Raw genomic sequence first — 14491 nt, 5'->3', positions numbered from 1 at the left:
CGGCCAGCAACCGGCTCCGAGCAACCCCGCCAGGCCATGTGAAAAATCGAGGTTAGGCACTCCGGACCGTGTCGGGATGGATGTCAGCTGACGCCGGCGAGCCCGAAAAGGAGCAACACCGGCACCAGCCCGAAGTCGGCCGCGATCGGCATTCCGACGGCGTCGACGAGATTTCCCGAGCTGAGTTCCTGCACGAACAGCGCGGTGTCATACGCCGGCAGGGTGGTCAGCAGGGCGTTGAGGGTATCCGCCACCGGCAGCAACGGGGTGTACACGCCGGCGATCGCCAAGGACAGGTCGTTGGCGAGGTCGAGCAGACTGGGCAGCGAATTCGACGCGCCGTCCACGCTGCTGGTGAGCGCCGCCGCCACGGCGGGCAACGACAGGTGGGACAGGTCGGCGTCGAAGGCGCTGACCCCCTGCTGCGCTCCGGCAGCCAGCGCCGCGAGCACGTCGACCGGGTTGATGTTGGTGGGAAACAATGAGTCGGTGAACGGGGTCGGCACGTTCGCCGGGCCGGGGTTCCAACCCTCGGTGATGCTGCCGTAGCCCAGGTTCACCAGCACCTCGAGGTCGGGCTGCAGCAAATCGGCCAGGGGATTGCCGATGACCGGGACGCTGCGAAGCGGGTCCAGCAACGGCAAGTCCGCGGTGGGAAGCATGAAGTATTCGGTGTGGCCGGTGTAATCGGCGGACACCGGCAACCGGACCGCGTCGGCGATCTTGGCGTCGGTGAAATCGACCAGCGTGCCGTGCACATAGTAGATGCCCAGGGCGGCGTTGAGGTCGGACAGCAGATCGATCGGGTAGCGCGGAAAATCGGAGAAGCCGTCGTACTCCTGGTCGTAGATGACGGTGTCCCACGGGGTGTCCGCCGGGGTCGCGCCGGAAAACGTGATCCCGAAACTGGGGACGGTCAGCGTCGGCAGGTTCGGGTCGTCGAAACGTTCGAGGATGCCGCCGTTCGGGGCGCTGACGTCGACCAGCGCGATGAAGGAGAGCTGATCGCCGGTGGGGCGCTCGTCGGCGGGCAGGGCCAGCAGATCACGCATTTCCAGTGACTCGATGGTGGCGCTCTGCGAACCGCCCCCGACGACGACCTTGTTCCCTTCGGCGATTTCGGTGGTGATGTCGCTGTTCAAGATGGTGACCCCCTGCGCCACCGAGGTGTCGAACTCCAGGCTTTTGACACCGGTGGCCGGATACAAGCCCTCCGGGGTGAACACCGGTATCACGGTGTCGACCGGAAACACGGGTTGCCCCGGAAAGATGGGAGTCGTGGGATCGTAGCGCGCCAGCACCTCGTCGATGAAGTCCGTCGACGGTATCGGCATGCCGCTGCCGCCCATGATGAGACCCACGGTCTCGCCGTCCACCAACCTCAGCGGCGCCCGCACTGTTGTCGTCCCGCTCGGCAGCCCCGCCGTCACCAGTGACACCCCCGCTGCGGTCGCCGTGGCGATCGCCAACGCTGCAGCACTGAACCACAGTGGTCTACGGCTGGTCATCGAGCTCCTTGCGCCTGCGGAGGTGACGGCCCAATGCTCGAGTAGACCACAACCGTTGCATCTTCGGCTGGACAACCCCGATGCAATCAACCCGGCAACAGCCCGGTGATGAGGAAGATCAACAGCGCCCCGGCTGCGGTCAGCGACAAGCGGAGCGGTGAGGGTTCGCTGTGCGCGGCGGGCAGCAGCTCCCCCGTGCCGATCATGAGAAAGATCCCCGCATAGATCGCCACACCGATGCCGTAGGTGTGCGCAGCCAGCGGGACCGCCGCGCCGACGAGCGCCCCGATCTCCGGAGCGACGGCGTCGATCAGCAGCCACCGCCGCGCCTGTCGGACATCGCCGCCCTGGGACAGCACGAAGACCACGGTGTTCATCCCGTCGGCGAAATCATGGCTGACCACTGCGACCAGCACGAAGGCCCCCACCTGGGGCGACAACGCGAATCCGGCGCCGATCCCGAAACCGTCGAGCAGGCTGTGCACGGACAACGCCAACGCCTCAAGAGTCCCCACCGGCCGATGCCGGGACGCCTCGTCCGGGTCGTCGCGGTGATGGAGCACCACGAGCCGACTGAGCACCAGAAACCCCACGAACCCGATGCCCATGGCCACCCCCACCGTGCGCCCCGCCGCCGCCGACCCCAACCGGTCGACCGCCTCCGGCCCGAGGCCGAACAACGCCACGCCCAGCACCACCCCACCGCTGAACGCCATCACTCCCGTCAGGCGAGTGCGCAACCGCATGCCGACCACCCCGCCGACCAGCGTGGAGACGACGGTGAACAGCGCCCAGATCGGGCCGAGCCCGGTCATGGTGGGACTCGGGCACCCGGCGATGGCCGGCTGCTCCGCGGCGCGCTAATGCCGGCCATGTCGATCCGGGCGCTGATAACCGTTGCCGCCACGGCGCGGGTCAACTCCTAACCACGCCGACAACCTGACTGCGGGCAGCGACAAATCCGTATATCATTTCCGCCACCATAGCGGTGCCCGGTGCTCGGCTGAGCGTTCAGCGCAGCCGGCGCAGCGCGGACCGGGCGGCGTGATAGCCGCACAGCCCGTGCACGCCCGCACCCGGCGGCGTGGACTGCGAGCACAGATAGACCCCGGGCACTCCGGTGACGTAGGGGTCGATCGCGACCCTCGGCCGGAACAGCATCTGCAGCCGGTCGTTGGCGCCGCCGATGATCTCGCCGCCGATGTAGTTGGCGTTGTAGGTCGTCAGCTCGGCCGTCGACGTGCTGACCATCGCGATGACGCGATCGCGGAATCCCGGTGCGAACCGCTCGATCTGGTCGACGATCGCGGCGGTGGCGTCACCGGTATAAGCGAACGGGACATGGGCGTAGGCGTATACCGGGTTGACGGCACCGGCCGAACGTGACGGATCCGCCAGGTACTGCTGGCCGAGAATGACGAAGGGGGTCGGGTTCATAGTTTCGGAGCGTTTATACCGTCGTCGGCGACCTCGGGAGGATGGTTCAGCCCCCGAAACCGAGATAGGCGGTCACGACCTCGCGCACCTTCGCGAGCACGGTCGGCGTGACGTATCCGCACCGTTGCTGCAGGTTCCGCCGATGAATGGTCACGATCTTTTCGGCTTGGATCATCGACGGCTCGGCGAGGCCCGTCTGCTTGCTGGCCGGAATAGGGATGCGAGTAAAGCCCTCGGTCTGATCGGTTGTGACCAGGAGTACGGTCACGAAATCCAAACCTGAGAAGACGTCGCTGGTGATGACGAGAGCGGGCCGCGGCTTACTGGTCAGGCTGCCGCCTCCACCGGCGAGCGTCCACAAGTCACCACGCTTCGGCTCGGGCGTCACCGCGCATCGATCGTGTCGGCCTGAATGTCGTCGAGGAAGTCGGCGGTAGCGTCGCGCCGGTCTGACGCGTTGAGCGCCATGGATTCTGCGCGGAGTCGTTCGACGAACTCGGCGCTAGTGACGTCGGGAACCCAGTAGCGGACTTCCTTGTACCCGCGCGCCTTCATTCGGTGTCGATATTCCGCGACTCGGTTCCGCATAGCGGCCATGTTACGCCTAACATGCAGTCGTTACGCGTAACGCAGGGCATCCCGATCATCGCGGCAGGGCAGCGGCCACTGTCTAGCTTCGCCATAGACGTTGTTCAGGGCAAGTCGCTGACCAGGGATAAATCTAACCAAATAAATGGCGAGGCTTGCGCCCAAGAATTGAGTCAGGTCTCTTCGAGCAGATCCGGGGTCACCGCCGATTCGGTGTCGGGGACACCGTCGCGTTTCGCCTTGCGGTCGGCCATCGACAGCAAACGTCGGATACGGCCCGCCACGGCGTCTTTGGTCATCGGCGGATCGGCCAGGCGGCCGAGCTCCTCCAGCGAAGCCTGCCGGTGCTCGACCCGCAGCTTGCCCGCCGCGGCCAGGTGGTCGGGCACGGCGTCGCCGAGGATCTCCAACGCGCGCTCGACCCGGGCCGCGGCGGCCAGCGCCGCGCGCGCCGACCGGCGCAGGTTGGCGTCGTCGAAGTTGGCCAGCCGGTTGGCGGTGGCCCGCACCTCGCGGCGCAGTCGGCGCTCCTCCCAGACCAGCCGGGTTTCCGGGGCGCCCATCCGGGTCAGCAGCGCACCGATTGCCTCGCCGTCGCGCACCACGACCCGGTCCACGCCGCGCACTTCGCGGGCCTTCGCGCTGACCCCGAGCCGGCGGGCCGCACCGACCAGCGCCAACCCCGCCTCCGGACCCGGGCAGTTGACTTCCAGCGCCGACGCGCGACCCGGCTCGGTCAGCGAGCCGCGCGCCAGAAACGCGCCCCGCCAGGCCGCCTCCGCGTCGACGACGCTGCCGCCGACCACCTGGGCGGGCAGGCCCCGAACCGGGCGTCCGCGCAGGTCGAGCAGCCCGGTCTGGCGGGCCAGCGCCTCGCCTTCGTTGGCGACCCGCAGCACGTAGCGCGTGTTCTTGCGGATCCCGCTGGCGGCCAACACATGCACAACGGGGTTGTAGCCGTACAACTCGAAGATCTCCTGGCGCAGCCGCCGCGCGACACTGCCCATGTCCAGCTCGGCCTCGATGACGACCCGCCCTGCGACGATGTGCAGCCCCCCGGCGAACCGCAGCAGCGAGGTGACCTCGGCGCGCCGCGCGCTCACCGAATTCACCACCAACCGGGCCAACTCGTCTTTGACTTCGGCCGTCATTGCCACGGGTCGTCACCTTTCGGTTCGTTGTCACCCGGTCCCCGTCGAGGCTCACCTTCGGAAGTCGTCGTCACGGCGTCGGGAGCACTGCCGCGCACAGCGACCCCGTCCAGTGCGGCGGCCAGCTTCCCCGGGTCATGTAAAGGTGTACCAGGGCGGGACACGTCGGCGAAGTGCACCTGCGCCTGCAGTAGCGTTGCGGTGCGGCGCAATTGTTCGCGCTCTCGCTCGCCGGGCACCCGTTCGGCGTCGATGATGACGTCGTGCACGGTGAAGTCCGGGGCGTGCTGCGCGAGCACGTGCAGGTGGCGTTCGACGGAGAAGCCGGCTGTCTCCCCCGGCTCGGCAACCAGGTTGAGCACCAGCGCCCGGCGCGCCGTGGTCGCCTTCAGCGCCGCGGCCAGCTCCGGCACCAGCAGGTGCGGAATCACACTGGTGAACCACGACCCCGGACCCAGCACCACGAGGTCGGCGCCCATGATCGCGTCGACAGCCTGGGGGGTCGCCGGCGGGTCGCCGGGCAGCAGGCGCACCCGGCGGACCTTGCCGACCGTGGTCGCGATGGCCACTTGGCCGCGGATCAGCCGGAATATGCGCGGATCGGCCTCCAGCCCGGACACGTCGGCCTCGATCTGCAGCGCGATCGGGCACATCGGCAACACCCGGCCGCGCACCCCCAGGATGCGGCCGAGTTCGTCGAGCGCGGCCACCGGATCGTCGAACACCTCGGAAAGCCCGGCCAGCAGCAGGTTGCCGATGGGATGCCCGGCCAGTGCGCCGCTCCCGCCGAACCGATGCTGCAGGATGGTCGCCCACAGCCGACCATGCGGGCTGTCGGAGGCCAACGCGGCCAACGCCATTCGCAGATCACCGGGCGGCACGACGTCGAGTTCGTTGCGTAGCCGGCCAGACGAGCCGCCGTCGTCGGCCACTGTGACGACGGCGACGACGTGCGGCGTCAGCCGCCGGGCCGCCGACAACGTCGCGTACAGGCCGTGTCCGCCGCCCAGGGCGACGATGCTGGGGAAGGCGCCCGCGCTCATTCCCGTCCCAGGTCCCGGTGGCGCACCCGCACCGACAGGTGTGCGTCCCGCTGCAGCAGCTGCGTCAGCGCCTCGGCGATGACGACGCTGCGATGCTTGCCGCCGGTGCAGCCGATCGCCAGCGTCATGTAGCGCTTCCCCTCCCTGCGGTAGCCGTCGAGAACCAGGGACAGCAACTGATGGTAGGTGGCGAGGAACTCTGCCGCGCCGGTCCGGCCCAGGACGTAGTCGCGAACCGCGGGATGCTGGCCGGTGTGCGGGCGCAACTCGTCGACCCAGTGCGGATTGGGCAGGAAGCGCACGTCCATCACCATGTCGGCGTCCATCGGCAGGCCGTATTTGAAGCCGAACGACTCCACGGTGACGCTGGTGTGTGCGACGGCCTCGCCGCCGAATGCGCGTTCGATGGTCTCCCGCAACGCCCGCACCGACAGCTCCGAGGTGTCGATGATCAGGTCGGCGGTTGCCCGCACGGGGGCCAGCATCTCTCGCTCGGCGACGATTCCCTCGGCCAGGGTTTGGTTGCCCTGCAGCGGATGGCTGCGCCGATTCTGCTCGTAGCGGCGCACCAGCGTGTCGTCGGAGGCTTCCATGAACAGCACCCGCGGGGTGATGTTGCGGGTGGCCAGGTCGGTGCGCACCCAGTCCAGGTCGCCGGTGAACCCGCGTGATCGCACGTCCATCACCACCGCCAGTTGGGTGATCCGGGATCCGGCCGCCAGCCCGATGTCGACCATCCGGGTGATCAACTGGGGCGGCAGGTTGTCGGCGACATACCAGCCGAGATCCTCGAGTACCTTGGCCGCGGTGCCGCGGCCGGCCCCGGACAGCCCGGTCACCAACACGACGTCGATACCGGTCGCGCCGGCGCCCTCACCGGGCGGGCTGGCCAACCCGGTGTTTTCGCCGGTCATCCCGACGCCCGTTCGGCGACCCGGCCGGTGTCGGTACCAGTGGGGGAACCGGTGTCGCCGCGGAGCGCCTCGAGCACCGCCCGCGCGGTCGCCGCACCGATTCCCGGGACCGCGGTGACCTCCTCGACGGTGGCCTCCTTGAGGCGGGCGAGCGATCCGAAGTGGGTGACCAGCGCCTTGCGGCGCTGCTCGCCCAACCCGGGCACCACGTCCAGCGCCGACGCCGTCATCCGCTTGGAACGTTTGCTGCGGTGGTAGCTGACGGCAAACCGGTGAGCCTCGTCACGCACCCGCTGCAGCAGGTACAGGCCCTCGCTGTTGCGCGGCATGATGATCGGTTCGGGTTCGGCCGGCACCCACACCTCTTCGAGCCGCTTGGCCAGTCCGATCACCGCGACGTCGGTGATGCCGAGTTCGTCGAGCACGGCACCGGCTGCGTTGACCTGAGGGGCGCCGCCGTCGACGACGTAGAGGTTCGGCGGGTAGGCGAATTTTCGCGACCGGCCCTCGGCGGCCGGCATATTCGGGTCCTGCCGGTCCTGCAGATGACGGGTGAACCGGCGTCGGGTCACTTCGGCGATCGAGGCGACGTCGTCGGAGCGCCCGTCGCCGGCTGCCTCGCGGATCGCGAAGTGGCGGTAGTCCGACTTGCGCGGCAGCCCGTCTTCGAACACCACCAGCGAACCCACCACGTCGGTGCCCCCGACATGGCTGATATCCACGCATTCGATCCGCAGCGGCGCCTCGGCCAGGCCGATGGCTTCCTGAATATTCTGCAGCGCAGCCGATCGGGCGGTGAAGTCACCGGCACGCTTGAGCTTGTGCTGCTGCAGGGCCTCTTGGGCGTTGCGGTGCACCGTCTCGGCCAGCGCCCGCTTGTCGCCGCGGCGCGGCACCCGCAGCGCGACCCGTGCGCCGCGCAGCCCCGACAGCCAGCTGGCCAGCTCGTCGGCGTTCGGCGGCAGGCAGGGCACCAGCACCTCGCGGGGCACCGGGCTGATCGCTTCGCCGGCGGCGCGCAAGAGTTCGGCCTGTTCGGCGTAGAACTGGGTGAGGAACTGCTCGACCAGCCGCTCCTCACCGGAATCGCCGGGCTCACCGGGCTTTTCGACGATCCAGCCGCGCTGGCCTCGCACCCGCCCACCGCGGACGTGGAACACCTGCACCGAGACTTCCAGCTCGTCGTCGCAGAATGCCACCACATCGGCGTCGGTGCCGTCACCGAGCACCACGGTCTGTTTCTCCAGGGCCCGCTTCAACGCCGACAGGTCGTCGCGCAGCCGTGCGGCCCGTTCGAAGTCGAGGTTTTCCGCGGCGGCGTTCATCTGCCGCTCCAGGCTGCGGGCATACCGATCGGTCTTGCCCGACAGAAAGTCGCAGAAATCGACCACGATTCGCCGATGCTGTTCCGCGCTGACCCGCCCGATGCACGGTGCCGAGCATTTGTCGATGTAGCCGAGCAGACACGGCCGCTCGATCTGCTTGTGCCGCTTGAATACCCCGGGCGAGCAGGTACGCGCCGGAAATACCCGGGTGAGCAGGTCCAGGGTTTCGCGGATGGCCCAGGCATGCGAGTACGGGCCGAAGTAGCGCACCCCCTTGCGCCGGGGACCGCGGTAGACCATGAGCCGGGGAAACTCCTCGCCCAGGGTGACCGCCAGCACCGGATAGGACTTGTCGTCGCGGTAGCGGACGTTGAACCGCGGATCGAACTCCTTGATCCAGTTGTATTCCAGCTGCAGCGCTTCGACTTCGGTGCTGACCACCGTCCACTCGACCTTGGCGGCGGTGGTCACCATCTGCCGGGTCCGCGGATGCAGGCCGGCGACGTCGGCGAAGTACGACGTCAGTCGACTGCGCAGACTCTTGGCCTTGCCCACGTAGAGGACTCGCCCGTGCTCGTCGCAGAACCGGTAGACGCCGGGCCCGGCCGGGATGGACCCGGACGGGGGGCGGTACGTGGCGGGATCGGGCACCCCTTCAGGCTAGTGCCGTCCGCCGGCCCCCATGGCGCATACCGGCTGCCCGGCCACCGTGACGCTGCTGTCACGTTCAGCGGCCGATGTCACGCTGGCGTCACGTTCGGCGGGGGGTCTTGCCGGTAACGCGTCATCAGCGCCCGCACGGTGTTCATAGCGTCCACCGCACGGCCCTTGTCGACGGCCTGGATCGCCATCAGCGGGATGTACTCGTCGTCGGCCAAATCGACGCGCGCCCAGCGCGCGCCGGCCGGAAACGACACGCCGACCACTTCCGACCAGGGCACCAGCCGGTCGCCGAACAGGTTGCGCACCGAGAGCCCCGCGGCCCCCACCCGCAGCCGCGGCCGGGCCAACAGCAGCACGCAGCCGGCGATCACCACGCCCAGCGCGGCCATCGCCACCTGGTCGGCGGTCTGGAAGATCACCCCGCTGGACTTGATCTTGAGCAGCAGGCCCACCGCGATGTGGGCCGCCGCGATCACGAACGCCGCCGCATAGACGAAGTACGGCGTCAGGTGCGGGCGCACTTCGGCGTCCCACGCGGGCCCGGTCACGGCGTCGCGCGCAGCTGACGCAGCGTCAGCGCGGTGGACAGCGCGGCCGCCGTCGCCTGAGCGCCCTTGTCCTCCGACGACGTCGCCAGGCCGGCCCGGTCCAGCGCCTGCTCTTCGGTGTTGGTGGTCAGCACTCCATTGGCGACCGGTGTGGCGGCGTCCAGCGACACCCGGGTCAGGCCCTGGGTCACCGCGTCGCAGACATAGTCGAAATGCGGTGTCTCGCCGCGGATCACCACTCCCAGCGCGACGACGGCGTCGTGCTCGCGGGCCAGCTCCTGGGCCACCACCGGGATTTCGATCGCTCCGAGCACGCGGACCACCGTAGGGTTGTCCACTCCCCAGTCGGTGGCCACCGCGCGGGCTCCGGCCAGCAGCGCGTCACAGATCCGGGTGTGCCAGGTGCTGGCCACGATCGCCAGTTTGACTCCCGACGCGTCGAGCGCCGGCATCTCCGGCACACCGGCGCCACCGCTCACCCGCGCCCCCCGGAGTTCACAGGGCTCCCCCGAACTCGCCCGGCAGCTGGACCGATTCGTGGTAGTCGTCCAGGCCGGCCAGGTCGTGGCCCATCCGGTCCCGTTTGGTCATCAGATACCGGATGTTTTCCGCGTTGGCCCGCACCGGCAGCGGCAGCCGCTCGATGATGTGCAGTCCGTAGCCGTCCAGGCCGACCCGCTTGGCGGGATTGTTGGTCAGCAGCCGCATCGACCGCACCCCGAGATCGACGAGAATCTGCGCGCCGATGCCGTAATCGCGCGCATCGGCGGGCAGCCCCAGCTTGAGGTTGGCTTCGACGGTGTCGGCGCCGGCGTCCTGCAACTGGTAGGCCTGCAGTTTGTGCATCAAACCGATGCCGCGGCCCTCGTGGCCGCGCATGTAGAGCACGACGCCGCGGCCCTCCCGCGCGACCATCGCCAGCGCGGCGTCCAGCTGCGGGCCGCAGTCACAGCGGCGCGAGCCGAACACGTCACCGGTCAGGCACTCCGAGTGCACCCGCACCAGCACGTCGTGGCCGTCGTAGTTCGGTCCGGCGATCTCGCCGCGGACCAGCGCCACGTGTTCGACGTCCTCGTAGATGCTGGTGTAGCCGACCGCCCGGAACTCCCCGTGCCGGGTGGGGATCCGCGCCTCGGCCACCCGCTCGACGTGCTTTTCGTGCTTGCGCCGGTACTCGATCAGGTCGGCGATCGCGATGAGCGCCAGACCGTGTTCGTCGGCGAAGACGCGCAGCTCGTCGGTCTGCGCCATCGCGCCCTCGTCTTTTTGGCTGACGACCTCGCAAATCGCGCCGGCCGGCTGCAAGCCCGCCATCCGGGCCAGGTCGACAGCGGCCTCGGTGTGCCCGGGCCGACGCAGCACGCCACCGTCCTTGGCGCGCAACGGAACCACATGGCCCGGCCGGGTGAAATCGTCGGCGACACTGGCCGGGTTGGCCAGCAGCCGCATCGTGGTGGCCCGGTCTGAGGCCGAAATACCCGTTCCCACACCATATTTGGCGTCGACGGTGACGGTGTAGGCGGTGCCGTGCTTGTCCTGGTTCACCGCGTACATCGGCAGCAGGCCCAGCCGGTCGCAGATCGCGCCGTCCAGCGGCACACACAGGTAGCCGGAGGTGTAGCGCACCATGAACGCCACGAGCTCCGGGGTGGCCTTCTCGGCGGCGAAGATCAGGTCGCCCTCGTTTTCCCGGTCTTCGTCGTCGATGACGACCACGGCCTTGCCGGCCGCGATGTCGGCAACCGCCCGCTCGACGGAGTCCAACCTCGTCATCGCTCCCACCTGGTCTCCCCGGAACCCATCCGGGCTGCTGATCTCAGTATGACCTACCCGGCGCAGGTGCCGGCGGGCCCGTGACGCGTGCGGGTCGTCACTCCTCAGCCACCCGGTGGGAGCGTGTCCGGGCACAGGTGGTGCTGGGCGGCATCGATGATGGTCTGGCCCCACGCGCCGCCGAACACCCCGAAATCCGTGGCGATCACCTCCTCCGGTGACATTCCGGCTCTCAGATCCCGGCAGGCCCGGTGCCCGACCTGCAGTGCTCCGTTGGGCGGCTTGACCGGCACATCCCCCTCGGCCACCTCGGCGAGGTAGGCCCGCTCCGCCGGATCGGGATGGCACTCGTCGGCGTGAGCCGGTGCCGCCGGCAACACCGCGGCGAGCACCCAAAAGGCTGCCAGCGCGCGTCTCATCACCAGACTCCCTTCCTGGATGTGGCGGGACCATGCGGTTGGCACAACTAGGTCGCGGTGACCAGTCGTTCGACGTACTTGGCGATGACGTCGACCTCGAGGTTGACCGGTGTGCCCACCGGGGCACGGCCCAGGGTGGTCAGCTCCCGGGTGGTCGGGATCAGCGATACCTCGAACCAGTCCCGGGGTTGGGTGCCGAGCCCGGAGACGGTCAGCGAAACACCGTCGACGGTGATCGATCCCTTCTCCACCACGTAGCGGGCCAGCGACGCGGGCAATTCGATCCGCACGACGTCCCAATGTTGGGCCGGGGTGCGGGCCAGGATGTGCCCGGTGCCGTCGACGTGGCCTTGCACGAGGTGCCCGCCGAGCCGGCTGCCCAGCGCGGCGGCGCGCTCCAGGTTGACCGGGCTGCCGGCAACAAGTCCGCTCAGACTGGACCGACCCAGCGTCTCGCCCATGACGTCGGCGGTGAACCGACCGCCGGGCAGCACCTCCACCACGGTCAGGCACACCCCGTTGACGGCGATCGAGTCGCCGCGGCCGGCATCGGCGGTGACGAGCGGGCCGCGGATGGTCAAGCGCGCCGAGTCGCCCAGGTCGTCACGGCCGACCACCTCGCCCAATTCCTCGACGATCCCGGTGAACACCACTTCAGGTTACTGCTGGTGAACCTGACCACACGACGCCCGCGCCGGCCTCAGGGTCCCCGGCGCCGCCCGCACCACCCTCTACGATGCTCAGTATGCCGACGCCTCGCCGACTCTTCGCCGTTCTCGCCGCCGTCAGCCTCGCCGCCGGGCTGGTCGTCGGCTGCTCGGCGTCGAAGAAAACCGCCGCACCGCTGCCCGACGCGGCCAATCTGGTCAGGCAGTGCAGCCAGGCCACCAAGGATGTCACCAGCGTGCACCTGGTGCTCTCGACGACCGGAAAGATCAAGAAGCTGCCGGTCAAGACGCTGACCGGCGATCTCACCACCAAGCCCAGCACCGCCGCCAAGGGCAACGCCAAGCTCTCCATGGGCGGTTCGGACGTCGACGCCCAGTTCGTCGTTTACGGCGGTCGCCTCTACGCGGCCCTGACCGGCGACCTGTGGAGCGACTTCGGGCCCGCCGCCGACATCTACGACCCGGCGTCGATCCTGAATCCCGACACCGGGCTGGCCAACGTGCTGGCTCACCTGTCCGACCCCAAGGCCGAGTCCCGCGAAACCCTCAACGGCCAAGACACCATCCGGATCAGCGGAAAAGTCCCGGCCGACACCGTCAACCAGCTCGCTCCGCAGCTCAAGGCCGACCAGCCGATGCCGATCACGGTGTGGATCCAGGAAAACGGCAACCACGAGCTCGTGCAGGCGAAGCTGAGCCCGAGCGCGGACAACTCCATCCAGATGACGCTGTCGAACTGGAACGAGCCGGTAACGGTCACCAAGCCGTCGGTGACCGGCTGATGCGGGTCGCTCGCGGCGTTGCGATCAGCGCGGGCAGCCTGGCCGTGCTGCTGGGTTCCCTCGACACCTATGTCGTGGTCACGATCATGCGCGACATCATCCACACCGTCCACATCCCGATCAACAAGATCCAGCAGATCACCCCGGTCATCACCTGCTACCTGTTCGGCTATATCGCGGCGATGCCGCTGCTGGGCCGGACCTCGGACCGGTTCGGCCGCAAGCTGGTGTTGCAGGCCAGCCTGGCCGTGTTCGCCGCCGGCTCGGTGGTCACCGCGCTGTCCGGCGATGTCGGCATGCTGGTGGTCGGCCGCTTCATCCAGGGAGTGGCCGCCGGCGCGCTGCTGCCGGTCACGCTGGCGCTGGGCGCCGACCTGTGGTCGCAGCGCAACCGCGCCGGGGTGCTCGGCGGCATCGGCGCCTCCCAGGAACTCGGCAGCGTGCTGGGCCCGCTCTACGGGATCTGCATCGTGTGGCTGACCGGCCGCTGGCAGGACGTGTTCTGGATCAATGTGCCGCTGGCCGCGGCTGCGATGCTGATGATCCAGGTCAGCCTGCCGTCGCACGACCGCGCCGCCGAGCCGGAAAAAATCGACCTGGTCGGCGGCGTGCTGCTGGCGACCGCCCTGGGCCTGGCCGTCTTCGGGCTCTACAACCCCGAGCCGAACGGTAAGCAGGTGCTGCCCGGCTACGGCTGGCCGCTGGTGCTCGGCGCGATCGCCGCCGCCGCCGTGTTCGCGCTGTGGGAAAGGTTCGCCCGCACCCGGCTCATCGAACCCGCCGGGGTACGCTTCCGCCCGTTCCTGGCCGCACTGGGGGCATCGGCGGCCTCGGGGGCGGCGCTGATGGTGACGCTGGTCGACGTGGAGCTGTTCGGCCAGGGTGTGCTCGGCAAGAGCCAGGACGCCGCCGCGTTGATGCTGCTGCACTTCCTCGTCGCGCTGCCGGTCGGGGCGGTGCTCGGCGGGTGGATCGCCACCACGATCGGCGACCGTGCCATGACCCTCGTGGGCTTGCTGATCGCCGCCGGCGGCTACTGGCTCATTTCGCAGTGGCGACTCGACGTGGCCACCGCGACCGACAGCGTCTTCGGCATCCTCACGCTGCCCAAGATGGCCACCGATCTGGCGGTCACCGGGCTGGGGCTGGGTCTGGTGATCGGGCCGCTGTCCTCGGCGAGTCTGCGCGTGGTGCCGGCGGCCCAGCACGGGATCGCCGCCGCGTTGGTGGTGGTGGCCCGGATGACCGGCATGCTGATCGGCGTGGCCGCACTGAGCGCCTGGGGGTTCTACCGCTTCGATCAGATCTTGGCGCACAAGATGGCGGCGCTGCCCAGCCACGCCAGCCTGGCCGAACAGCTGGCCAGCCGGGCGCAAATGGCCCGGGAGGCGTTCGCCGAGATGTACGGCGGGATCTTCACCGTGACCGCATACGTGTGCGTGGCCGGGGCTCTGCTGGGTCTGCTGCTCGGCGGGCGCCCCGTGCACGCCGACGAGCCGGTGACGGCAGAAAAGGAGCCGGTCGGGCGCTGAGCGCCAGCGGTCAGCGCGGCACCATGCTGAGCAGCACGTCCGGTCCGATCCGCTCGACGCCGTCGAACCGCCAGCGCAGCGCCTGCGCGATGCTGGGCACCGCGACGTCGTCGACCGCGGTGACCGGCCCGCCCAGCAGC

15 protein-coding genes and 2 pseudogenes are annotated in these 14491 nt (G+C 69.1%); 2 read left to right on the top strand and 15 right to left on the bottom strand.

Features of this window, described 5'->3' with window-relative positions; translation table 11 throughout:
* Positions 1–83 precede the first annotated feature (83 nt).
* The 14 genes and pseudogenes from F6Q13_RS05370 to F6Q13_RS05305 all read right to left on the bottom strand — a co-directional run bounded on the left by F6Q13_RS05370 (position 84) and on the right by F6Q13_RS05305 (position 12019).
* Positions 84–1508, bottom strand: coding sequence for a PE-PPE domain-containing protein (locus F6Q13_RS05370; protein ID WP_293053342.1), 1425 nt, complete (start codon positions 1506–1508; stop codon positions 84–86).
* Between the two features lie 86 nt (positions 1509–1594).
* On the bottom strand, positions 1595–2323 hold the full coding sequence (locus F6Q13_RS05365) for a ZIP family metal transporter (protein ID WP_293053340.1): 729 nt from the start codon (positions 2321–2323) through the stop codon (positions 1595–1597).
* A gap of 196 nt (positions 2324–2519) precedes the next feature.
* Positions 2520–2933 (bottom strand): annotated as a pseudogene (locus F6Q13_RS05360) (phytoene desaturase family protein); the annotation flags it as partial.
* Between the two features lie 58 nt (positions 2934–2991).
* Complete coding sequence (locus F6Q13_RS05355) at positions 2992–3333, bottom strand: type II toxin-antitoxin system PemK/MazF family toxin (protein ID WP_293053291.1); 342 nt, start codon at positions 3331–3333, stop codon at positions 2992–2994.
* Positions 3330–3533, bottom strand: coding sequence for an antitoxin MazE-like protein (locus F6Q13_RS05350; protein WP_293053288.1), 204 nt, complete (start codon positions 3531–3533; stop codon positions 3330–3332). The genes F6Q13_RS05355 and F6Q13_RS05350 overlap by 4 nt, the downstream gene beginning before the upstream one ends.
* Before the next feature lie 173 nt (positions 3534–3706).
* The gene (whiA, locus tag F6Q13_RS05345; RefSeq protein ID WP_293053363.1) at positions 3707–4684 is read right to left on the bottom strand and encodes a DNA-binding protein WhiA; all 978 of its coding nucleotides are present in this window, start codon (positions 4682–4684) and stop codon (positions 3707–3709) included.
* Positions 4681–5727 (bottom strand): uridine diphosphate-N-acetylglucosamine-binding protein YvcK, encoded by a 1047-nt coding sequence (gene yvcK, locus F6Q13_RS05340; RefSeq protein WP_293053285.1) that lies wholly within the window; start codon positions 5725–5727, stop codon positions 4681–4683. Before yvcK ends, whiA begins: the two co-directional genes overlap by 4 nt.
* A complete protein-coding gene (rapZ, locus tag F6Q13_RS05335) occupies positions 5724–6641 on the bottom strand; it encodes an RNase adapter RapZ (RefSeq protein ID WP_293053282.1) in 918 nt (305 codons plus the stop codon). Before rapZ ends, yvcK begins: the two co-directional genes overlap by 4 nt.
* On the bottom strand, positions 6638–8617 hold the full coding sequence (uvrC, locus tag F6Q13_RS05330) for an excinuclease ABC subunit UvrC (RefSeq protein WP_293053279.1): 1980 nt from the start codon (positions 8615–8617) through the stop codon (positions 6638–6640). Before uvrC ends, rapZ begins: the two co-directional genes overlap by 4 nt.
* Before the next feature lie 89 nt (positions 8618–8706).
* Entirely contained in the window at positions 8707–9177 is a 471-nt protein-coding gene (locus F6Q13_RS05325) for a PH domain-containing protein (protein ID WP_293053276.1), read from the bottom strand.
* A complete protein-coding gene (ribH, locus tag F6Q13_RS05320; protein WP_293053273.1) occupies positions 9174–9656 on the bottom strand; it encodes a 6,7-dimethyl-8-ribityllumazine synthase in 483 nt (160 codons plus the stop codon). The genes F6Q13_RS05325 and ribH overlap by 4 nt, the downstream gene beginning before the upstream one ends.
* Positions 9657–9672: 16 nt before the next feature.
* The gene (locus tag F6Q13_RS05315; RefSeq protein ID WP_293053270.1) at positions 9673–10950 is read right to left on the bottom strand and encodes a bifunctional 3,4-dihydroxy-2-butanone-4-phosphate synthase/GTP cyclohydrolase II; all 1278 of its coding nucleotides are present in this window, start codon (positions 10948–10950) and stop codon (positions 9673–9675) included.
* A 104-nt stretch (positions 10951–11054) separates the two neighbouring features.
* Positions 11055–11369, bottom strand: coding sequence for a DUF732 domain-containing protein (locus tag F6Q13_RS05310; RefSeq protein WP_293053267.1), 315 nt, complete (start codon positions 11367–11369; stop codon positions 11055–11057).
* 47 nt (positions 11370–11416) lie between these two features.
* Positions 11417–12019, bottom strand: coding sequence for a riboflavin synthase (locus F6Q13_RS05305; protein WP_293053265.1), 603 nt, complete (start codon positions 12017–12019; stop codon positions 11417–11419).
* Positions 12020–12114: 95 nt separating this feature from the next.
* Here F6Q13_RS05305 and F6Q13_RS05300 point away from each other — a divergent pair, with 95 nt between their 5' ends.
* Positions 12115–12819, top strand: a complete 705-nt coding sequence (locus F6Q13_RS05300) for an LppX_LprAFG lipoprotein (RefSeq protein WP_293053262.1) — start codon at positions 12115–12117, stop codon at positions 12817–12819.
* The gene (locus tag F6Q13_RS05295) at positions 12819–14351 is read left to right on the top strand and encodes an MFS transporter (RefSeq protein WP_293053259.1); all 1533 of its coding nucleotides are present in this window, start codon (positions 12819–12821) and stop codon (positions 14349–14351) included. The genes F6Q13_RS05300 and F6Q13_RS05295 overlap by 1 nt, the downstream gene beginning before the upstream one ends.
* 10 nt (positions 14352–14361) lie before the next feature.
* On the opposite strand, the pseudogene F6Q13_RS05290 reads toward F6Q13_RS05295, so the two are convergent.
* Positions 14362–14491, bottom strand: a pseudogene (locus F6Q13_RS05290) (bifunctional diaminohydroxyphosphoribosylaminopyrimidine deaminase/5-amino-6-(5-phosphoribosylamino)uracil reductase); the annotation flags it as partial.

It is taken from the genome of Mycobacterium sp., assembly GCF_008709575.1.
GTDB lineage: Bacteria > Actinomycetota > Actinomycetes > Mycobacteriales > Mycobacteriaceae > Mycobacterium.
The sequence above is the reverse complement of the archived record's forward strand: the minus strand, read 5'-3'. Positions and strand labels throughout refer to the sequence as shown.

What these genes read in the sequence shown, in the direction of transcription:
- F6Q13_RS05370 (WP_293053342.1), bottom strand. Translation starts at nt 1,508, where the DNA reads ATGACCAGCCGTAGACCACTGTGGTTCAGTGCTGCAGCGTTGGCGATC.
- F6Q13_RS05365 (WP_293053340.1), bottom strand. Translation starts at nt 2,323, where the DNA reads ATGACCGGGCTCGGCCCGATCTGGGCGCTGTTCACCGTCGTCTCCACG.
- F6Q13_RS05350 (WP_293053288.1), bottom strand. Translation starts at nt 3,533, where the DNA reads ATGCGGAACCGAGTCGCGGAATATCGACACCGAATGAAGGCGCGCGGG.
- whiA (WP_293053363.1), bottom strand. Translation starts at nt 4,684, where the DNA reads ATGACGGCCGAAGTCAAAGACGAGTTGGCCCGGTTGGTGGTGAATTCG.
- yvcK (WP_293053285.1), bottom strand. Translation starts at nt 5,727, where the DNA reads ATGAGCGCGGGCGCCTTCCCCAGCATCGTCGCCCTGGGCGGCGGACAC.
- rapZ (WP_293053282.1), bottom strand. Translation starts at nt 6,641, where the DNA reads ATGACCGGCGAAAACACCGGGTTGGCCAGCCCGCCCGGTGAGGGCGCC.
- F6Q13_RS05315 (WP_293053270.1), bottom strand. Translation starts at nt 10,950, where the DNA reads ATGACGAGGTTGGACTCCGTCGAGCGGGCGGTTGCCGACATCGCGGCC.
- F6Q13_RS05310 (WP_293053267.1), bottom strand. Translation starts at nt 11,369, where the DNA reads ATGAGACGCGCGCTGGCAGCCTTTTGGGTGCTCGCCGCGGTGTTGCCG.
- F6Q13_RS05300 (WP_293053262.1), top strand. Translation starts at nt 12,115, where the DNA reads ATGCCGACGCCTCGCCGACTCTTCGCCGTTCTCGCCGCCGTCAGCCTC.
- F6Q13_RS05295 (WP_293053259.1), top strand. Translation starts at nt 12,819, where the DNA reads ATGCGGGTCGCTCGCGGCGTTGCGATCAGCGCGGGCAGCCTGGCCGTG.